We start from the raw sequence: 20,252 nt of genomic DNA on the forward strand, positions 1-20,252 counted from the left end.
GCGGGGATGACCTGATTGGGTGAGAGTGAGGCCGCGGTAAATTTGTAATTCTTTGCATCAGGCTCTGCTTCCAGAACATCCACAAGTGCTGAACGAGCAGCGCGCCTCATGTAAGGCGCGCTTATGCGAAGCTAATGGAGAATGTATGGTTCGTCTTTACAGGACACAGTCAGGCCACGGGACTGTCGATGAGGAGAGTGAGGATAACGTCTTACGCCAGGTTGATTCCCGCCCGGATGCGGCGGCGGGTTACCCGGAGCCCGTAACCGATATCCATACTCATCTGTATGAGATTTTAAATACGATTGCACCGTTAAACATAGATGTCTTAATCGAGGGAGAAACGGGTACAGGGAAAGATGCACTGGCCCAGCGGCTGTATCAACTTTCCGGCTGTCGTGGCCCGATGGTGCCGGTCAACTGTGCGGCCATCCCGGAGACACTTGCCGAAAGCGAGCTGTTTGGGGTCATGGCCGGGGCGTTCACCGGCGCAAGCAGTTCCCGTGCCGGGTATATTGAGAGTGCTAATCACGGCGTGCTGTTTCTGGATGAAATAGACAGTATGCCGCTCACGATGCAGGCTAAGCTGCTGCGTGTACTGGAAAATCGCGCGGTAGAGCGACTGGGCAGCACCAAAAGTATCGGGCTGGATCTGCGGGTGGTCGTCGCCTCGCAAATTCCACTGGCGCAGCTGGTGGCTCAGGGCCGTTTTCGTCGGGATCTCTTCTTTCGCCTCGACACAATTAAAATTGCCACGCCAACCGTGCGATCACGACCGGAACTGATTTTGCCCATGTTTCGCCAGTTTACGCAGGAGGCGGCGCTGCGTCTGAATCAGCCTCTGCCGGCAGGATCGCTCGCGCTTGATGAGACCCTGCTGCTGCATAGCTGGCCGGGAAATATCCGCGAGCTGAAAGCGGCGGCAGAACGCTTTGTGCTGGGCTTACCGCCGCTGTGCTGTGAGATAAAGCAGGAAGGGCGCGTGTTATTAAAAGACAGAATGCGGCGCATTGAGCGCAGCCTGATCCACGACTGCCTGAACCGGCACGACAATCGTATCGATGATGTCATTCTTGAGTTAGGAATTCCCAGGCGCACCCTTTATCACCGCCTGAAGCTGTTAAAACTTACCGCCTGACATGTCGCCCACCTCTCTTGCCGTGGGCCAGCAGGCTTAATCTGCATAAATATTTTCTTTGCGATGGAACCGGATCGCTTCATTGATTACTTAATGAATGCAACACCCAACTACAACCTATCATCAACGCGAGGAATGACTATGTCAGGTGCTAGCTTACTTTCCAACGGGATCACCAACGCAGCTTCTGCTTACACTCAGGTTGCCGGTGCTTACAACGGTGCGAAATATATGGTCCGTTCGCAACAGGCGATGGACAAGATGCAGGAAAACCAGGCCGATAAAATGGATCGCGATGTAGAGTTCCAGCGCATTAACGGCATCGCCGAAAGTAATGCGCAGGCCGCGTCAGCCGCAGCCCAGGTCAAAATTCAGTACTAATCGACTCCGGCAGGGAGGTGTTTTTTTGTCTCCCTGCTCTCTAATGCCACAGGAGTTTTACTGATGAAAGTCTCTCAATCTTCCTTGCTCACTTCAGAACCGGTTCCGTCAGTCGAAATGTACCAGGAAGCACCGTCGGCGGAAGATATTCAATGGTTTAATGCAAAGCTTAATGGCCCTGCGCCTGACAGCAGCCAGATGAGCTCTTCAGAGCCTGGCGTGGTCGGCAATATTCTGCAATCGCTGAGCGGCAACCAGCGTGCGCAAAAAGAAGCCTTTAACGATCTCAGAGTCGCTTCGCGGTCATCCAGTGCGGAAGATTTCTCCCGCGCTAATGCGCAGCTCTCTGATTACTATATCGAGAGTCTGATGAACGCCAAAGTGATCGCCAAAACCGTTCAGTCAGTCGATAAACTCAGCAACCTGCAGTGAATCTTATGAATGGCGCTGTCATTAAATGCTTCTGTGCTCTGTGCCTGGCGCTGCTGCTTACCGGCTGCGGTGATCAGACTCAGTTGCACAGCGGACTGTCAGAAAACGATGCCAACGATGTGGTGGCAGAACTGAGCCGCTTTAAGATTGAGGCGGATAAACAGGTTTCTAAAGAGGGGGTTAGCGTTAGCGTCGCGCGCAGTGACATTGAGCGGGCGGTGAATATCCTCAATGCCGCCGGACTACCTCATCAGGCGCGAACCAGCCTTGGCGCGGTTTTTCAGAAAAGTGGTGTTATCTCCAGTCCGCTGGAGGAGCGCGCCCGCTATATCTATGCGCTGTCACAGGAGGTAGAAGCGACACTGTCACAAATTGATGGCGTCGTGGTGGCGCGTGTGCATGTCGTATTGCCCGAGCGTATCGCCCCTGGCGAGCCGGTACAGCCCGCTTCCGCCTCGGTATTTATCAAATATCATGAAAACCTCGATCCGGACAGTATCGAACCGCGCATTCGCCGGCTGGTGGCAACCAGCATTCCGGGGCTGGGCGGGCGCGATGACCGCGATCTGGCGATTGTCTTTGTCCCGGCGAAAGCCTGGCAGGATAAAATTGAAATGGTGCAACTGGGGCCGTTTCAGCTTAGCCCGGAACGTTACGGGATGGTCAAGATAGTTACAACATGCCTGGGAGTGCTGCTGCTGTTACTGGTGGCAAATGCATTCATCCGTCAGGCTCTGAGTCGTAAGCGCCTGGCTGCACAGGCGAAGTGATTGATTATGCTCAACGCTGCGCCTGATGAGGAAATTGCCCTGCGCTGGTTGCGCTGGTGGCACGCTGACTTTTGGTTACAGGCTGATGAAAGCTGGTGTACCCAGCCACTGGCCCGGTTGTCTGCGCCTTTGCAGAGGCACTATCTCCGCCAGCATGCCTCGTGCTGGCACCACACACTGGGTGTATCAGGCGAACTGGTCGCGCCGGAGCCGATGGTGCTGGCCATCAGCGACTTAAGCTGCGAACAGCGCGCGCAACTGTTGATTTTAGTCGCGGAAATTTGCGCCGGAGCCATGCCGCTACCCGCAGAGCTAAAGATCTGGTTGCGGCGTCTGGCGAAAGGAATGCGCATTGAGTGCTGGCTGCCCGCCGGGCTTTTCACTACTGGCGGCAGCGCCGACAGCCTCTGTCTGCTGCAGGCGTTATTTCCGGCTATCTGGCCGCGCCTGCGGCTACTCTTCCCTGTAAGCGACGCGCCGGTAAACCCGGCACTTTCACTGCCTGGCCATCGTTTGCGTCCTTTATGGGAAACGGCGCTCTGGCAGGTGCAACAACATTCGGGAGAGACGCGCGATGTGGAAACTTAAAAGCCTGCATCTGCAGGGCGGCAGCGCCCCACCGGGTAATGTGCTGCGCCGCGAGGAAATTGCGCTCAGGCTTGAAGCGGCTTCCATTATCGAGCTGGCTCATAAACAGGCGCAAACGATCCGCGAGCAGGCACGCGCCGAGGCACAAGCCGAAAGGGCGGCCAGCCAGCGCGAATGGGAAGCCCGGTTCTGGCAGCAGGCGCAGACGCTCTTTGCGGACTGGCAGGAACAGCGCGCAGCCGAAGAGACGCAGCTGGTGTTACTCGCTGGCAAGGTTCTGAACGAGGCACTGCAACACCTGCTCGATGAGGTGGATGATGAGCGTCGTTTTCACGCGTTGCTCAGACAGTTGTTGCGTCACTATCCGCGTCAGCAGCAGGCGACGCTGTATTGCGCCAGCGGGCAGGAGCAGGAGATTAACGGCTGGCTGGTCGCGCAGCCGCAGCTTCGCTGGACGCTGTGCGCCGACCCGGCGCTTGAGCCAGATCGCTTGCGGCTTATTACCGACGCAGGCGAGCTGATGGTTAACTGGCGGACGCTGTGCCAGCAGCTCGCGCCAGCGCTGGCAGAAGAGAATGCATAAAAAAAGCAAAAACAGTGGAACTGCTTCGCTTGTCGCGCCACTTAACAGGGGTGTCCAACAAGAGGAGTCAATATCATGAGTTCCAGCGATCTGTTACAGCGTCAGTTATCTTCCAACTCAAACCGCAAACATCATGAAGCCTATCAGTTTGCCCGCGATGTTTCGGGCGAATCGTTCAGCATTGCGGATATGTATGCTTTCCAGAATCGCCTGCAGGATATGTCCAACGCCAGCTGGGCAAGTTCGCAATACACCCAGTTCAGGTTTGGCATCCGTAAAGCGATCATCGACGCTGTTAACTAAGCCCCTGTCATCAAGGAGTCAGGCGTGTTTACGTTTTCTTTTCCGGGCCGCCTGCTGGCGGCCATTACCCTGCTGCTACTGAGTATGGGCATCACAAACGCTCGTGTGCCGGATGAGTGGAAGAATGGTGCGTATGCCTATTCGGCAGATAATACCCCGCTTAATATTATTCTTGACGATTTTGCCAGCAGCTTTGGTGTTGAGGTCAATCTTGGCACGCTGGGCGACAGCAATGTCACCGGTAAACTGCGCGCAGACAGCCCGGAAGCGTTCCTTAATCGCCTGGCGCTTGAGTATCGCTTTCAGTGGTTTGTCTACAACAACACGCTCTACGTCAGCCCGCAGGCAGCGCAAACTTCCCAGCGTATTGAGATTTCCCCGGAAGCAGCGCCGGATCTGAAAGAGGCGCTGCGCGGTGTCGGCCTGCTGGAACCCCGCTTCGGCTGGGGCGAACTGCCGGATGAAGGCGTGGTATTGGTGACCGGTCCGCCGGAGTATGTGCGCCAGATAACGGAATTTGCCCGTAAATCGGAAAGCAAACCTGAAGCCGGGGCCAATAAAGATATGATGGCATTCCCGCTGCGTTATGCGGCCGTGGCGGATCGCACCATTCGCTATCGCGATCAGGAGCTGCTGGTGCCGGGGGTGGCCACCATTCTGAATGAACTGCTGGGTCAGTCCAGCAACGCCTCTTCCGGAAAAGTGTCATCAGGCCAGGGAGAGGATGAACAGGTATCACGTGAACAGTCGCAAAGTGTTTTAAACGAGCTGATTAATCGCAATATGCCGGCCTCCGGACGTAAAAAGGCGCCTGTCAGCAGTCTGGCGGGTAAAGTATCAGCGGATGTGCGTAACAACCTGCTGCTGGTGCGTGACGATCCGAAAACCCGGGACGCTTATCAGGCATTAATTAACGCCATTGATGTTCCGCAAAAGCTGATCGAAATTGATGCAGTGATTGTCGATATCGACCGCAGCGCGCTGAAACGCTTCTCCAGCAACCTGGCCGGTCAGTTTGGCAGTGTCGCCAGCGGCGCCAATATGCTCTCCGGTGCCAGTACACTGTTTGTGACCGATTTCCAGCGTTTTTTTGCCAGTATCGAAGCGATGGAGGGGGAAGGGACGGCATCCATTATCGCTAACCCCACTATCCTCACGCTGGAGAATCAGCCCGCGGTGATTGATTTCAGCGATACTGCCTTTATACGCGCCATTGGCGAGAGGGTGGCGGATATTCAGTCTGTCACCGCAGGCACCAGCCTGCGGGTGACGCCACGCGCAATCACCACTTCACAAAAATCGGCTATCCAGCTCATTGTTGATGTGGAAGATGGCAAGCTCAATAAAGATGATGAGGGCGATGCGCAGGGAACCCATAACGCAGCGGTCAGCACCCAGGCGCTGGTGGAGGCGCGACGCTCGCTGGTTCTGGGCGGGTTCCATTCCAAAGAGACGGGCGACCGTGAGCGACGCATCCCGATCCTCGGCAGTATTCCGCTGATCGGCAAGCTCTTTACCTCAACGCGCTATGAGACCTCCCAGCGTGAGCGGCTGTTTATTATTACGCCGCATTTAATTGGTGACCAGGTCGATCCGACCCGGTATATCGCTGCCGAGTCGCGCGAACAGCTTAATAGCGCGATGGATGAGGTGACTAATCGTCATAAGTACACCGACGTCAAAGGGATGGTGGAAGGCGCGATGCGCGACCTGGCGCTGAACCGCGTGCCAGCGGGGATGACCAGCGGTGGCACGGGCCAGACGCTTTCCTCCCTGTGCCGCATTTCGGGCGCTTTCGGGAGCGATTTCCGTCGCCATCAGTGGTACGGCAATAGCAGCGTACAGATAACCGTTGGGGTGATCACCAACAACACCCAGCAGACGCAACGTTTTGATGAGAGTCTGTGCCGCAGCGACCGCACGCTGGCGGTAGCGGTCTGGCCGCGTGGAGAACTGCGTCCGGGTGAATCGGCGGAGGTATTCGTCGCATTTGATAGCAATGCTCCGTCACGTCCTTCTCGCGCTTCGCTGCTCTCTTCAGCAGGCGGTGCACCGGCCAAAAACCTCTACTGAGCTGATAAGGAAAAAGCATGTTAGTGAGAATAATTGTGCTTACCGCCGCCGCGCTGGTGCTGAGTGCCTGCGCGCGGCCGCAGGGCGGATGTAATGACGTGGGCTGTCGCCCCTCTTCAGACCTGCATAACCTGACCATCTGGTGGCAACCACAACTGCGTAATGGCCCGAACGACTACACGCGGATAACGGTAGATAACTAATCACGTTTCGGCAGTCCCAGGCCCCGGCTGATCGCTGGGGCCCTATTTTAGCGAGAATCGACCATAGCTATTCACCTTCCGTTTCCGGGAAGCCTGTGTGCGGCGCACTCTTTGCCCGCATGCCAGTGCTGGTAATGCTATTCCATTAGGTCAGTTTTCCTGCAGCAGACCGCAGGCGGCTCTGTTATCAGCAACCGCTTGCCGGTTTCACCCCGGCGACTTTTAGCGCTTTAATACTGGCTTTTATTCAGCAGGCCCGTGAGATGCAGATGTGACTGCCTGATAAGATAGTCCGGCGTTACCCTCCGCACTATTCTTCCCGAATCTCAATCACCTCATCCAGATAGTGATCCTCCAGCTCCCGCAGCAGACGATAGACGTGCGCGACGGCATTTAACGTTTCGCGTGGAACATAAGCGCCTTCCCGCGTGGTGCGCCACAGAGTGCGGGTCAGCCAGATAAAGCGGATAACCGGTCTCTTTTTACGCTGCGCCTCTTCAATTAATGCCCGCGCCTCTTCATCGCAAGCCTTAAATAGCAGACGCGGCAGCGGCGTTTCATCCGGGCGATAATAGAGACCGACGGCAAAATGGGTGGGATTAACCAGCAACACATCCGCGTCTTCCACGTTAATCTCACGGGCAGGCACCGGCTCTTCATTCAGGATCTCCTGAGCCAGCTGACGGCGGTGGCCTTTCATATGCGGATCGCCTTCGCTCTGCTTAAATTCGTTTTTGATATCTTCATGACTCATACGCTGCTGTTTGAGGAAGAAATAGCGCTGAATACCAAAATCGAACAGGCTGATTATTAGCATCACCATCAGCACCCGACGTGACACCTTCATAAACAGCGCCATCACCCCCTGCCAGAAACCGTTGAGATCGCCAAGCGCCAGCTGAGCAAGGCCACCGAGGTCCGGCATGATCGCCTGCCATACCACCAGGCCTATCACCACCGCTTTAAAGATGCTGGTCAAAAGCTGGGTAAACTGGCGGGCGGAAAACATATTCTTCAGGTGATTAAACGGGTTAAGCGCATCCGGTTTCGGTGCCAGCGCTTCGGTGGAGAAGAGTGGGCCGAACTGCACCCAGCCGCCCACCACCCGCAGCAGCATGGCAATGGCGCACGCGATGCCCACCAGCACCAGCATTACGGTGACGCTATCACTTATTACTTCCTCCATCGCGTGATCGAATGGGTCGCGCAGACGCGTTAACGGCAGCAGCATCATCGCCTGCAACCGCTGCATCCCGGTATCCACCATAGCAAACAGGGTCTCAAGGATACCGATTGAGATAAGCAGCTTAGGGATATCCTGGCTCTGGCTGACCTGGCCTTTTTTGCGCGACTCTCTGAGTTTTTGCGGTGTAGCGTCTTCGGTTTTTTCGCTCATGGTGCGCTCCCGGCTGAAGGGGCAAATATCTGCGACAGGACAGGGATAAGATCGCGCAGTTCATACAACCGCGCATTACCCAGATGGTCCAGCAGTGGCAGATAGAGGATAAAAAACAACATGCCGAGCAGGCATTTCAACGGAATTGTCAGGGCAGTCGCCTGTAGCTGTGGGCTATAGAGACTCATCACACCGATGGCAAAATCGAGCAGCAGCATCAGCGCCACCGGCGGCCCGGCATAAAGCACCATATCGCTGAAGATTTTCCCCAAAAGCGTAAGCCAGACGTGAAAACCTGCCTCTGCGGGGAAAGGTATCCACTGGGTGGCGGACCAAAGATGATAGCTGTCCCAGATCACCTGGGTGATGGTTGATAATCCCAGCCCTGTGACCAGCAGCAATATCAGCACCTGCTGCATTAACTTACCCAGAGGCGTCACATCCGGCCCCAGCTGGGGGTTAATTTGCCCACCCATTAAGGCACCCCGCTGGTTATCGAATAACGCACCGACAGACTCATACAGCCAGAAAGGCAACGCCAGCAACAATCCGAGCAGGGTGCCTATCATCAACTCTTTGAGTACCAGCCCTGCCAGCGCCATCATTGTCGGCTCAAGCACATCAATTTGTTCTTTGATGCCTGGGGCGATAAACAGCGCCAGCGCCACAGCAATGGCGGTTCGCAGCAGCCCTTTTATGACGCTAAAAGAGAATATTGGTGTCAGTAACAGGCAGGGAAAGATGCGCGCCATGCCAAGTCCCAGCGCGAGGATGGCATGAAACGTATCGGTGAGTGGGTAACCTGTCAGCATCAGGAACTGACCGTTGACATCATCGCAAACGCCGCCTGCGCCAGCTCCATCAGTTCAACACCGACCCAGCGCCCGGTAAGCGCCAGCGTCAGGCCGACCGCGATAAGTTTGATGCAGAACGGCAGGGTCTGATCCTGCAACTGCATCGCGGCCTGCACCAGTGAAATAATTACCCCGGAGATCACTGCCACCAGCAGCGGCGGCGCGGAGAGGATAACCACCAGCAGTAACCCCTGGCGAAACAGCGTCAGAATATCCATGATGACCTCATAAATAGCTGTAGAACAGGCCGTCGAGCAGCCGCGTCCAGCCGCTGATGAGCACAAACAGCAGGATCTTCAGTGGCAGCGAAACGGTCATCGGCGACACCATCTGCATCCCGAGCGCCAGCAGGATATTCGAGACGATCAGGTCAACGACAATAAAAGGAATAAAGATCAGAAAGCCGATTTTGAAACCGTTCTGCAGCTCCGATAGCACGAAGGCCGGGATAATGAGCAGCATATTGTCGGGGGTGACCGAATCTGCCATTTTCTTTGGCCACATACGCTGGGCATTTTCCTGCAGATGGATGACGATGTCCGGATCGGTATTTTTATGCATAAACGTTTTCAGCGGTTCGATACCATTAGCGGCGGTATATTCGAGCCGCTCCATACTGCTGAAATCGACAGGGATCGCTTTCAGCCTGTCGGTCATATCGCTAAATACCGGCGCCATAATAAATAGCGTTGCCGCCAGCGCAATGCCGTTGAGCGCCATCGTTGGCGGCACCTGCTGCACGCCCATCGCGTTGCGCGTCAATTGCAGCACCATCGTAATTTTCAAAAAGCTGGTACAGATAATGAGCATCATCGGCAGCAGTGCCAGTGCGCCGAGAAACAGCGCCAGCATAATCGGGTTGAGTGGCCCCATCTCCATCGGAATCACCTGTTCACATCCCCGACGCTCGCCACGCCCGGCAGCATGTGAGTAATCTGCAACCCCAGACGTCCTTCGACATCGACCAGTTCGCCTTTCGCCAGCGGAAACTCGCCGTGACATAGCAGTGCTTCACCGGGCACGACGTTTTCGACCGTGACCGTCGAGCCGACATCCAGACGATTTAACTCACCCAGGGTAAGTCTGAGATGGCCGCAGCGCACGGTCAGGGCCAGCGGCAGCGCATCAAAAGGTGATGCCACAGGCGCCGTTGTTTCAGTCAGGCCTTCATCCGCTTGAGGTGTATCGGCAGGCAGATTATCTTCGGGGGTCACATTCATGTAACTATTCTCCAGACGGGTAATAAGAAAACGGGCAGGATGCCCCTCCCCGAACAGCAATTCGCCCTTAAGGTGCAATTGCGCAAGGCGAAGCTCGCCGCGACCGGTCGGGAAAAAATACGAGGTAGCAGGGAAAATCACATCACCGGGGCGAAGTGTGCGTAACTGCGAGGGAGCAAACGACACCGCACCCAGTTCTATCGGCAGCGATAACGGCAGGGCGCTGCAAAGCGGTGCAGGGAGCGGAGCCCAGCCAGGCTGGTTTAACAACGCCGCCAATGCGGCGGGCGCAAGATATAACTGACTTTGCGCCTGCGCCTCACCGATCGTGACGCTAATCGCAAGCCACATCCCCTCAACCGGTGCGCAGAGCGCGTCCTGCGGCGTCAGGTCGCCAAATAGCGCGCGCAATGCCGGGCTGAGATGCTGGTTAAAGAGCGGCCAGTACCAGTCAGCGCACGCCCCGGGTTCTGGCAGCAGCGGGCAAGTGGAAAACAGACTCAGCAGCGCTTCGCTCTCCGCCAGAGATAACCCTCCCGCCTTGCATGAGAAGCTCTGCGTCGGTGGCCGCTCGCCGGGGGGGGCGAGCCGCAGCTGAAGCTCACCCGCTTCGCCCGCAAGGGTAAAAGGATAGCCAAGGCCGTGGCCGATACGCTGGCGCAGGCTGGCTTCTTCGCGCGGCAGAGTGCGCAGGGATAAGGGTTTCATTCCCGGCCTCCGCGCTGCTCAAAACGCAGGCGCACAGCGCAGGCCATCCGGCGGCGCAGGGACTCACGGCAGCGTTCCTGATGGGCGGCCATCATCGTCATGGCAGGTGGCGCAAAACGCAGGCTGATATCCCAGCCCGCGGCAAAAGGACTCAGGCGGGCATCCACTTCGCCTAAAAGGGGCAGCAGTAGCGTCATCGATATCGGGCCAGCAGGCTCCTTTTCTGCCATGGCGCACAGGGGGGGCTCCAGTTGTTGCCAGGCCCTGGCCGGAGAAGCGGGAGCCACATGCTCATGGGATAACTGTGACCCAAAAGAGGGGGAGCCTTCCCAGGGTATGATAAGCGGTTGCGGCAGTTCGCTGGGGATGAGCAACAGCGCGTCGAACAGCGAACCCTCTTCGCGAAACGGCTCGGTGCGGGATTTACGCTCGGATGTCGCGACGTCTGAAGGTCCGGTCTGCGGCGAACGGCGCTGCACCTCCGGCCGTGCAGGCGGCGCTGGATTATTTTGCGGGGGGTGGGGTAAGGCTGTCATCGTAATGCCTCGCTGTGCGCCATCAGATATTCCAGTTTTTCCACATCGCGCAGACGCGCCTGTGTTTGCTGCTGTGTGTGCTGCACCTGTTGTTGTTGCATGACCTGCTGTGCGCGGCACTGTTGCAACTGATTACGCTGCCCACTCACCGCGTCGCTGGCCTGGCGCTCCCGGGCCAATCCTCCGACCAGACGCTCCTGTTTTTGCAGTCCCGACTGGTGGTGTCCGGCAAAGCTATCGCGCAGTTGCTGATAATGCTGTTGTGCGGCTTCAAGCTGGTGTTCCGCCTCGGCTGACTGACGTTGCGTTTCGCACAGCGCCTGCTCCGCTTGCCGTTGCAACCGTTCGCAGCGGCGTAAGCGCTGGCGGCGAATTGGCAGCAGCAGAGAGAAGGCCTGCTGCAATTCAGCGCTGCCCTCATCAGTCGTGATGTCGTGATCAGGTAGCGGATGACGGCGCATGCTGGCTTACCTCCGCTAAGTAATGCAGTGTGTCGTCATATCCGCAGGGCGCGTGCATCGCCTGTTGCAGATAGCCATTTATCGCCTCCTGAGCCGATACTGCCGCATCGGTCATGGCATCATGTCCCGGCTGGTATTCTCCCAGGCGGATTAACATTTCTACCTGCTGCCAGGCGGACATCATGCGGCGCAGCTGCGTGGCGTCGCGGCTATGCTCGCGAGTCGCAACGTTGCTCATGGTTCGGCTCAGGCTTGCCAGTACATCAATTGCCGGGTAGTGACCGCGCTCCGCCAGACGACGGGTCAGCACAATGTGGCCATCAATCAGGGATCTCACTTCGTCCGCGACCGGATCGTTCATTGAATCGGCTTCAATCAGCACGGAATAGAGGGCGGTGATGGCCCCCCGTGAGGTCTGTCCTGCGCGCTCCAGCAGGGTGGGCAATAAGGTATAAACCGAAGGCGGCAGCCCGCCGCGACCCGGTGGCTCGCCCAGCGCGAGGCCGATTTCACGCTGGGCACGGGCAAAGCGGGTCAGGGAGTCGAGGATTAACAGCACGTTCTTACCCTTATCGCGCCAGGCTTCGGCGATGGCAGTGGCAGTAAAAGCGGCCCTGGCGCGTTCCATACTGCTGCGATCGGAGGTGGCGCAGACGAGCACCGTACGGCTGCGCAGCGCCTCATCCAGTTCGTGGTCAAGAAACTCGCGCAATTCGCGCCCACGCTCGCCAATCAAACCAAAGACAATGACATCGCAGGGCGTATTACGGGCAATCTCCGCCAGCAGGGTGGTTTTCCCGCAGCCCGCGCCGGCGAAGATCCCCACCCGCTGTCCCACGCCCAGGGTCAGCGGGCCATCAATGGCGCGAATGCCGGTCGGCAGCGGCGTATCGATGCGCGGACGATCGGTGGGTGCCGGGGCATCGCCCAGTACGCCTACCGCATCATCCACCGTACCGGGCAGGGCGAACGCGCCAGGCTGGCCTGCATCCAGTGGACGGCCAAAGCCGTCAAGTACGCTGCCGAGCAGGGCGTCGGACACCACAATACTGTGTGGCAGGCGCAGCGGAACCACGCGCGCGCCCCGGGCTATGCCGTCGAGCTGGCCAAGGGCGGAGAGCAGCGTGTGCTGCGGGTTAAAGCCGACCACCTCTGCCAGCACGCTTTGCCCGTCATCCCGGGCGATCTGGCAGAGATCGCCAATCCGCGCCTGAGGCAGGCTACTTTCAAGCAATATCCCGCTGATCCCGGTAATGCGACCAAAGCTTTCGACCGGCGAAAAGCAGGTCAGCCGCCGCCGCTGCTGCTGATACCACTGCTCCAGTGTCATCGTCATTACCAGCTCACCTTAATGTTATCGCGCCCGTTAAACTCGATCTGGGTACTGGTAATCGCCACCAGCCGCAGGTTGTCTACTTCATCGCCGATAAACAGACGCTGCCCATCATCAGTGACAATATTGGCGCGGCTACCGGTGGTGATTTGCACAATGCGAAACGGCAGTCTGACCTTCAGCAGCCTGACCTGGTTATCCAGCGGGATATCGCTGGTGTACGTTGCGTTAAAGCGCTCCAGCATTCGTTTATAGATTTGCATCTGTGGCTTACTGAGGCGGCCTGTAAGACGCACTCGCTGATTATGCATGTCCACTTTCACGAGGCTTGCCAGATCGCGTTCGCGCAACATTTTCTGTAACGGAGCCTGCAATTCTGCGGGAGTACTCAGTGGCCGGGAGGAGGTGACCTGAGTCTGGGCTACGGTGGGCTGCAAAACCCAGCTCATTACTGTCAGGGTGAGCAGCAACATCAGGCTCCAGACCAGCGTGCGGATGCTGCGGGTGAATATCCCTTTACGTGCAGCGACCGGGGATATGGCCTTATTCGGTGCTTCAGCAGTTTCTTCTGGCATAGAAGGGGTGGCAGGCGGCATACAGGCGGCCCACGGCGTGTCGATAGGCGCGACGCAGAGCCAGACGTCAGCGACCTGAAAAGGTTCTTCACTATTAATGGCATAGGCTTCCCCGCCGTGCGGTTGTGCCAGCCACCGGGTCTCTTCCCGGCGCAGCTCGCACTGGCGGGCAGCAACGCGAGCATCGCTAAGCATCAGATCGGCCTCATCGGCGTGGCCAATCAGCCATTTATCACCGAAGAGGGGTAACGCGGCGCCTAAATGCAGGCCAGACAGCACGCGCAGTTCGAACATGGTTAACTCTCCCACGTGGTAAGTGAGTAAGCGGCCGGATCGAGCTCTATACGGCCCAGCACATTTACTGCGAGATTGGGTTGCAGCTCTGCAAACGAGAGCACCGGCACATAGTGGAACTCTTCCTGAATAAGCCCGCGCATCGGGCTGCGCAAATCCTGGGCGACCAGCAGCACCGCGCTTTCCGGGGTGTCAACCGGGAATGCGTTGGCGATGAGCGGGAGAATGGCGCTGATCTGCTCATGGGTTAGCGCAAAGAACAGATCGTTTTGCGTCTGACGAAGCGAGTCACGCAACTGTTCTTCCAGTTCCGGTGTCAGCAGCCAGACATGCAGGCCGTCCGGACGGGCATACTGGTAACAGAGATGATTTTTTAACGAAATGCGCACCTGGTCGGTCAGCAGCCAGATGTCGCGCTCATGCTGCCCATGCTCGATCAGCGCTTCGGCAATTGCCCGAACCGATCGCAGCGGAATACGTTCTGAAACCAGTTTTTGCAGGACGCTGGAGAAACGTGAGAGGGGCATCACGCGCTGTAACTCCTGCGACAACTCCGGCTGCTCTGATTCCAGCCAGCTCACCAGCGCGCGGGTTTCCTGCAGACCAATAAAATGCGGGCTGCTGGCGTGAATAGCGTTCTCCATGCGCTTTACCAGGATTTCGCGCGCCGTCCAGCGCTCGACCTCTTCGTTTTGCAGCAGCGGATGATCCGCCGCCAGCCAGATAAGATCGCCTTCCTGACGCTGCTCGTCGCCCTCTGCCACGCTTTCCCTGTCGGTTGACGCGATCTCGTCCAGCCAGCGGCGTTTCACCGCCCGATGCGACACGTTAAATGTCCCTTTTACTTTCGGGATTTCATAAACCGAGAAGCGAAACTCATCTTCCGTCTGCTGGTCGAGAAACTCGATATCGAACGCTGGCAGGGTAAAGCCGAAGTGGTAAACGATACGGTTACGCAGGCGGCGAATATCCTGCACCAGCTCCAGCATCTCCGGATGGCCGCGCCATGAGGACGAGAAATTGATCAGATAAGGTCGTGTTGGGTTGAACTGACGTAAATCCTCCTTGCCGTTCAGCTCAGGGGGAATGACCTCATTTTCCATTTGCGGCTGCGCAAGGCTCAGGGTCTTTCTGACACGCCAGATCTGAAAACCGCCGCTAATCATCGTCAGCGCGGCCAGCAGCAGAAAAATTGCCGTTGGCATACCTGGCAGCAGGGCAAAGCCCACCATCCCCATTGAGGAGAGCAGCCAGGCTTTCGGCTGGCTGGTTAACTGCTCGGCAATCTCGCGGCCGATATTATTGTCAGCCGTCTGCTCATTGTCGGACGAGACGCGGGTAATCAGCATCCCGGCGGTCAGCGAGATCAGCAGCGCAGGGATCTGTGCAATCAGTCCGTCACCGATGGTCAGAATCGAGTAGATATGCATCGCTTCGCCAGCAGGCATGCCCAGCTGCAGCACGCCAATACTGATGCCGCCAATCAGGTTAATCACGACAATCACCAGCCCGGCGATAGCGTCACCTTTAACAAACTTCATCGCGCCATCCATCGCCCCGAATAACTGACTCTCTTTTGCCAGTTCATTACGCCGGTTTCTGGCCTGTACCCCATCAATCAGTCCGGCGCGCAGATCGCTGTCGATGGACATCTGCTTACCTGGCATTGCATCAAGGGTAAAACGCGCAGCCACTTCGGCTACCCTTTCGGAACCTTTGGTAATGACCAGGAAGTTCACCACAGTCAGGATCAGGAACATCACCATCCCTACCGCAAGGTTGCCGCCCACCACAAAGTTACCGAAAGCCGCCACCACATGGCCCGCATCCTGCTGAATTAAGATCTGGCGGGTGGTGGAGATAGAGAGTGCCAGGCGGAACATGGTGGTGAGCAGCAGCACGGCGGGAAAGGTTGAGAACGCCAGCGGCTTAGGCAGATACATGGCCAGCACGACCAGCAGAGATGACAGGCAGATATTCACCGCTATCAGCGCATCAATTAATGGCAGCGGTAAGGGAATAATAAGCATAAACACCAGCGCCATGGCAAAAGCCGCACCCACCACTTCGGAGCGTTGCATGGCGCTGATCGCGATTCGATTCAATATCTGAAACAGGGTATTCATCTTTGTTGCCTCACGACGCAGCGTTCCGGTTGCGGCGTTGCTGTTGCTGTTCAGTTTTAGTGACGTCCGTAATCATGCCGCGCAGCAGTTTTAACGCGTTGTCACGATTTTCCTGAGCGGGCCACAGCGAGGCTGGCACGCCGTGCAGGAGCGGAAAAAGCGAGCTAAAAAAGAGCGGCAGATGTTGCCTGTTCTGGCCGACAATCTCGTCTGCCAGCCCGGTAAAATCACTCTGATAAGCGCCGTTATGGCTGATTTGCAACATCCGGCGCGCCAGAGTCAGGCTGTTCATAGCAACACTGGGCAGTTTGCTGCGCATTCGCTGCAAAAAGGCAGTGCTGTCGCTCAGCGTCTGGCTTATCCCGGCAGCATCGCGCAGTCCGCGGTGGATACGTCCGAGGGTAATAACGCTGATTGAGGGGGCAAGTGCGGCGATATCATCCGCCAGCGCGCGCTGCAGAGTACGCAGCGTCGGGATCAGATTACGCGAGCCGATCAGCTCCAGCAGCATATCCAGCATCCTGGTTGCGGACTGCTGGTGGACGATGCCGTCGTAATAGAGGTTGCGCAACGACTGTTTACGCTGCGGATCGCGGGTATACCCGGCGATGGCTGACGCCGTGTTGTTGCCTGCACGAATGGTCTGGCCGTGGGTCTGCTGTAGCTTATCCAGCTGGGCCCCGGCCAGCCCGGCCAGTTCCCCGTCGCCTTTATCCTGTGCCTGTTCGCCGATCACACGCAGTAGCAGGGCGGTGCGCGCCGGATCGCCGCCGGTCTTTTCCAGAAGTGTGTCGCTATCCGGCGGCGGATTCTGGCGCAGGGCGGCACGTAGCCACGCCATCTGCTCCAGCGTTTGTTGTTCATCGCCGCCGTCGAGTAGGGAAAATAGTGCATTCAGCTCTCCGACTTTGCTGAGCGCATGTTTGCCACGCTGCTGGTTCCGCGACGCATTACGGCGGTCCTGCGCCTTTTGCCTGCGTTCCATCTTTTCACTGAACGCGGCGCCCATTTCTTCCATCGCGTCATTCAGTGAGGTTTCACGCGCGCGGACATTATCCGGCACGTCGTTTTTACCTGCTGTCTGTGGCGTGTTTTTATGCAGAGCTTTTAGCGAGTGCGCCAGCGCCGGTATCGCATGTTGTATTTTGAGCATCGCCAGCCATCCTCAATGGTTATTACTCTCTTTCTGTGTCAAATAACGCTTACCGGTTCCGAAAAAAGCGGTAAAAAAAAGTGGAAATAATTTCATCCGGAAATCAGTGCAATTTTTTGCATTATTCATCGATAAGAAAGGGTAAAAACTGTCTCAGATAATTCTGTATGGATAATTAATTGTTTTCATAAACAGCAGCTTATTTGTTGAGCAGCAGATGGCATATCTCTTGCTATGTAACGAAATCAATTGCTACTAATGAGAGAGATAAGAAAATGATTAATTCAACGCTCGTATCCGCTGTCGCAGAGTCACCCTTAGCAATTAACGTAAACTGGGATGAAATCTTCGTTACGCATAATAAGAAGCTGTTAAATTTCATTCGAAAACGTATTGCCAGCCATGAAGATGCTGATGACATCCTGCAAATGACCTGTCTGGAAGTGTTGTGTAATCGCCATAAGTTTCGCGGCGCATCCCGTCCGGAAACGTGGGTATTTGGCATCGCAGTTAATTTGATTCGCAACTACTACAAATCAAAACAGATCCACTATCTGTTTGATAATCTTAATGATGAAGTTATCGCCGATCTGCTGCTGGATAATGATCCCAGCGATCTGACGGAAAACAGGCAATTACTGAGTCATACGCTGGCATCCCTCGAAATTTTACCGAAAGACGTCAGGGTGATGCTGTCTATCCTTGTGGAGGAGGAGGGCAGCTATCAGGATATCGCTCAGCAGTTAGAAATCCCGGTAGGCACCGTGCGCTCTCGGCTCTCACGCGCGCGGGAAACATTAAAGGGGAGAATTTACGCCTGAATATGGGCCTGCGAAAAATGGCAATTTAACTGCTAAGCTTATCAGCTCGTTAATATTTAGCGGGTTATGACTATCATGCCGTCGGAACGTTATTCTCTGCGGCTTGATAAATCCGTGGAGGGAATAATGCTTTTACAGGGTGTATCTGACCAGAATGACAATGACAAAACTACTATCACCGGTTTATCAAATATTGCCTTAAACAAAATTCATGATGCGATATATTTGATAGACAGCCAGCTGCATATCAAATATGTCAATGAAAAGGCCTGCCAGTTGACGGGATATTCCCGCGAGGCATTTTCGCAGCTCAGCTTTGACATCATTGATAAAGAGCTGCGCGACAATGATGTTTTTGCCCTGTGGTGGAAACTCAGTACCCGCCCTGAAGGGATACAATTCACTTCACATCATACCGGCCGGCATAACGTTTTTCCCGTAGAAGTGAGTTGTAGCGGATATCACCAGGATGGTGAGCTGCATATCTTATGCATTGTGCGCGATATGCATGAAATTCGCCGGCAAAAAGAGCAGCAGCAACTTCGGGAAAAACAGCTGCATCAGGTAGTGGAAAATTCTCCCGACCTCATTTTACGGTTTGATTTGCAGACCCGCTGCCTCTATGCCAACCTGGCGGTCCGCAGCTGGTTTAATCTTAGCGAAAACGATATCAGTCGGGTGCCGCTGACTGAAAGCGTGCAGCGCGGGGGGATTGGACTGAGCCTGTTTAAGCTGGTCTCACGCACGATGGTTGATGAGAAAGTGGCCGAAGATGAGCTGGTGGTAAAGCATCAGGGTGATAAACGTACCCTGCATGTGCGCTGCGTGCCGGAATATGATTTACAGGGCGAGCTGGTTAGCGTGCTGGCGGTTGGGCGCGATATCACCGCAATCCGCAAGACCGAAGAGGAGTTGCGGCAGTTAACTCATAATCTCGAGCGGGCGCGGGAAGCGGAAAAAAAACAGCTGGCGCGTGATATTCATGACGAGCTGGGCCAGCATTTAACCGCTCTGCGTACAGGGTTGTCGCTGCTGGCGATGCGTAAAGATCAGCCTGTCGATGCGCAGCAGGCAAAAATTCAGCAGCTGATGGTGCATCTGGACAGCACGATTCAGGTGGTACGGGATGTCTCGACCCGCCTGCGGCCTAACGTTCTCAATCTTGGTTTAATTCCGGCGCTGGAATGGTTGTGCGATCAGTTTATAAAAAACAATGGAATCCGCTGCATTTTACTGGCACCTGATGAACATACCGTGGTGCTGGATGAAGCAACGCTGACGGCGGCGTTTCGCGTGGTACAGGAGTCTCTCACCAATGTCGTCCGCCATGCCAGAGCCAGCAATGTTTATATCTTCGTCAAACTCATGCCGGATGCGCTGCTCATCGAAGTTGTCGATAACGGTAAAGGTTTTCATCTGAATCGAGTGAAGAAAGGGACGTGTGGGCTGCACGGCATCAGGGAGCGAGGACGCATGCTAAATGGAGAAGCGACCATCGATAGTACACCTGGTAAAGGGACCCGGGTTAAACTGAAATTCCCCCTCTCTGTAAGCGCTAAATCAGTCGCATCCTGTCCGAAAACCGGGAGTATTAACCGATGAGTAAATGCATACGTCTGATGATTGCCGACGATCATGCCATTATGCGCGAGGGCCTGAAGCAAATTTTTGCTCTTGATGACAATATCGACGTGGTATGCGAAGCATCGGATAGCGGCCAGGTGCTGGAGCGCCTGCGTCAGCACGAAGTCGATCTGCTGCTGCTCGATATTTCGATGCCTGGCATGAGCGGAGAAGATCTGATTACCCGCCTGATGCCTCTCTATCCCCGGCTGCGCATTCTGGTATTGAGTATGTACAACGAACCGCAAATTACCCGGCGGGTGTTAAATAATGGTGCGCTGGGCTATATCACCAAAGACAAGTCGCCGGATGTTTTACTCAAAGCGATTCGTACCGTGGCGCAGGGATCACGCTATATCGATCACGATCTGGCACAGGAGATTATCTTCTCCGACTACCAGAGCAATAATCGTGCGCCTCATGAGAGCCTGACGATGCGCGAACGGCAAATCATGATCATGCTGGCCCACGGGGAGTCGATTAATGCGATAGCCGATGCGCTCTCCATCAGTAATAAAACCGTCAGCACCTATAAATCACGCATGATGAAGCGAATGAAATTTACCAATAATGCCCATATCGTGAAATATTCCCTGCAGCATAACCTGGTGCAATAACGTCTTAAGGCTCCGCCTGATAAGCCTCGGGCGGGGTCGATCTGAAAGTATTTTGCAGCACGGC

The 20,252-nt window shown here is 55.9% G+C and carries 23 protein-coding genes; 12 read left to right on the plus strand and 11 right to left on the minus strand.

The features are described from left to right. Positions 1 to 145: 145 nt before the first annotated feature. The 9 genes from HFD94_RS06075 to hrpT all read left to right on the plus strand — a co-directional run bounded on the left by HFD94_RS06075 (position 146) and on the right by hrpT (position 6,471). The gene (locus HFD94_RS06075) at positions 146 to 1,138 is read left to right on the plus strand and encodes a sigma 54-interacting transcriptional regulator (RefSeq protein ID WP_167432918.1); all 993 of its coding nucleotides are present in this window, start codon (positions 146 to 148) and stop codon (positions 1,136 to 1,138) included. A 141-nt stretch (positions 1,139 to 1,279) separates the two neighbouring features. Continuing rightward, entirely contained in the window at positions 1,280 to 1,519 is a 240-nt protein-coding gene (locus HFD94_RS06080; protein WP_010245940.1) for a hypothetical protein, read from the plus strand. Positions 1,520 to 1,582: 63 nt separating this feature from the next. Beyond that, positions 1,583 to 1,951 carry an EscI/YscI/HrpB family type III secretion system inner rod protein gene (locus tag HFD94_RS06085; RefSeq protein ID WP_010669966.1) on the plus strand — a complete coding sequence of 123 codons (369 nt, stop codon included), beginning with the start codon at positions 1,583 to 1,585 and terminating at the stop codon, positions 1,949 to 1,951. Positions 1,952 to 1,956: 5 nt separating this feature from the next. After that, positions 1,957 to 2,721, plus strand: coding sequence for a type III secretion system inner membrane ring lipoprotein SctJ (gene sctJ / locus HFD94_RS06090; protein ID WP_167422961.1), 765 nt, complete (start codon positions 1,957 to 1,959; stop codon positions 2,719 to 2,721). Positions 2,722 to 2,727: 6 nt separating this feature from the next. Then, entirely contained in the window at positions 2,728 to 3,309 is a 582-nt protein-coding gene (locus tag HFD94_RS06095) for a serine kinase (RefSeq protein WP_243234777.1), read from the plus strand. Next, positions 3,296 to 3,892 carry a type III secretion system stator protein SctL gene (gene sctL / locus HFD94_RS06100; RefSeq protein ID WP_124889901.1) on the plus strand — a complete coding sequence of 199 codons (597 nt, stop codon included), beginning with the start codon at positions 3,296 to 3,298 and terminating at the stop codon, positions 3,890 to 3,892. The genes HFD94_RS06095 and sctL overlap by 14 nt, the downstream gene beginning before the upstream one ends. Positions 3,893 to 3,967: 75 nt before the next feature. Next, positions 3,968 to 4,195, plus strand: coding sequence for a hypothetical protein (locus HFD94_RS06105; RefSeq protein WP_010245930.1), 228 nt, complete (start codon positions 3,968 to 3,970; stop codon positions 4,193 to 4,195). 24 nt (positions 4,196 to 4,219) lie between these two features. Continuing rightward, positions 4,220 to 6,268, plus strand: a complete 2,049-nt coding sequence (sctC, locus tag HFD94_RS06110) for a type III secretion system outer membrane ring subunit SctC (protein ID WP_167432920.1) — start codon at positions 4,220 to 4,222, stop codon at positions 6,266 to 6,268. A gap of 17 nt (positions 6,269 to 6,285) precedes the next feature. Continuing rightward, complete coding sequence (hrpT, locus tag HFD94_RS06115; protein WP_010669971.1) at positions 6,286 to 6,471, plus strand: HrpT family type III secretion system protein; 186 nt, start codon at positions 6,286 to 6,288, stop codon at positions 6,469 to 6,471. Positions 6,472 to 6,781: 310 nt separating this feature from the next. Here the strand turns inward: hrpT and sctU are convergent, their stop codons facing one another. The 11 genes from sctU to sctW are packed head-to-tail and all read right to left on the minus strand — an operon-like array spanning position 6,782 to position 17,127. Further along, the gene (gene sctU / locus HFD94_RS06120; protein WP_033771566.1) at positions 6,782 to 7,867 is read right to left on the minus strand and encodes a type III secretion system export apparatus subunit SctU; all 1,086 of its coding nucleotides are present in this window, start codon (positions 7,865 to 7,867) and stop codon (positions 6,782 to 6,784) included. After that, on the minus strand, positions 7,864 to 8,679 hold the full coding sequence (gene sctT / locus HFD94_RS06125; protein WP_010245919.1) for a type III secretion system export apparatus subunit SctT: 816 nt from the start codon (positions 8,677 to 8,679) through the stop codon (positions 7,864 to 7,866). Before sctT ends, sctU begins: the two co-directional genes overlap by 4 nt. Further along, entirely contained in the window at positions 8,679 to 8,939 is a 261-nt protein-coding gene (gene sctS, locus HFD94_RS06130) for a type III secretion system export apparatus subunit SctS (protein ID WP_010245915.1), read from the minus strand. The genes sctT and sctS overlap by 1 nt, the downstream gene beginning before the upstream one ends. 7 nt (positions 8,940 to 8,946) lie before the next feature. Further along, a complete protein-coding gene (gene sctR, locus HFD94_RS06135) occupies positions 8,947 to 9,600 on the minus strand; it encodes a type III secretion system export apparatus subunit SctR (protein WP_010245912.1) in 654 nt (217 codons plus the stop codon). A 5-nt stretch (positions 9,601 to 9,605) separates the two neighbouring features. Next, on the minus strand, positions 9,606 to 10,649 hold the full coding sequence (locus HFD94_RS06140; protein WP_167432921.1) for a FliM/FliN family flagellar motor switch protein: 1,044 nt from the start codon (positions 10,647 to 10,649) through the stop codon (positions 9,606 to 9,608). Beyond that, positions 10,646 to 11,185: a type III secretion system HrpP C-terminal domain-containing protein gene (locus HFD94_RS06145; RefSeq protein ID WP_122888954.1), complete on the minus strand. Its 540-nt coding sequence runs from the start codon at positions 11,183 to 11,185 to the stop codon at positions 10,646 to 10,648. Before HFD94_RS06145 ends, HFD94_RS06140 begins: the two co-directional genes overlap by 4 nt. After that, entirely contained in the window at positions 11,182 to 11,646 is a 465-nt protein-coding gene (locus HFD94_RS06150) for a hypothetical protein (protein WP_029519026.1), read from the minus strand. The genes HFD94_RS06145 and HFD94_RS06150 overlap by 4 nt, the downstream gene beginning before the upstream one ends. Continuing rightward, positions 11,624 to 12,982, minus strand: coding sequence for a type III secretion system ATPase SctN (gene sctN / locus HFD94_RS06155; RefSeq protein ID WP_122888953.1), 1,359 nt, complete (start codon positions 12,980 to 12,982; stop codon positions 11,624 to 11,626). Before sctN ends, HFD94_RS06150 begins: the two co-directional genes overlap by 23 nt. Further along, entirely contained in the window at positions 12,982 to 13,848 is an 867-nt protein-coding gene (locus HFD94_RS06160; protein ID WP_122888952.1) for an FHA domain-containing protein, read from the minus strand. Before HFD94_RS06160 ends, sctN begins: the two co-directional genes overlap by 1 nt. Before the next feature lie 2 nt (positions 13,849 to 13,850). Next, positions 13,851 to 15,974, minus strand: coding sequence for a type III secretion system export apparatus subunit SctV (sctV, locus tag HFD94_RS06165; protein ID WP_033771569.1), 2,124 nt, complete (start codon positions 15,972 to 15,974; stop codon positions 13,851 to 13,853). A gap of 10 nt (positions 15,975 to 15,984) precedes the next feature. Further along, a complete protein-coding gene (gene sctW, locus HFD94_RS06170) occupies positions 15,985 to 17,127 on the minus strand; it encodes a type III secretion system gatekeeper subunit SctW (RefSeq protein WP_010245896.1) in 1,143 nt (380 codons plus the stop codon). A 275-nt stretch (positions 17,128 to 17,402) separates the two neighbouring features. Between sctW and HFD94_RS06175 the strand changes: the two genes are divergently transcribed. The 3 genes from HFD94_RS06175 (at position 17,403) to HFD94_RS06185 (ending at position 20,188) form a co-directional block, all read left to right on the plus strand. Beyond that, positions 17,403 to 17,948, plus strand: a complete 546-nt coding sequence (locus HFD94_RS06175) for an RNA polymerase sigma factor (RefSeq protein ID WP_010245893.1) — start codon at positions 17,403 to 17,405, stop codon at positions 17,946 to 17,948. Between the two features lie 126 nt (positions 17,949 to 18,074). Further along, positions 18,075 to 19,550 (plus strand): PAS domain S-box protein, encoded by a 1,476-nt coding sequence (locus HFD94_RS06180; RefSeq protein WP_167432922.1) that lies wholly within the window; start codon positions 18,075 to 18,077, stop codon positions 19,548 to 19,550. Next, positions 19,547 to 20,188, plus strand: coding sequence for a response regulator transcription factor (locus HFD94_RS06185; RefSeq protein WP_010245888.1), 642 nt, complete (start codon positions 19,547 to 19,549; stop codon positions 20,186 to 20,188). Before HFD94_RS06180 ends, HFD94_RS06185 begins: the two co-directional genes overlap by 4 nt. The last annotated feature ends 64 nt before the right edge of the window (positions 20,189 to 20,252 follow it).

The organism is Pantoea sp. EKM20T (assembly GCF_011800485.1).
Classification (GTDB): domain Bacteria; phylum Pseudomonadota; class Gammaproteobacteria; order Enterobacterales; family Enterobacteriaceae; genus Pantoea; species Pantoea agglomerans.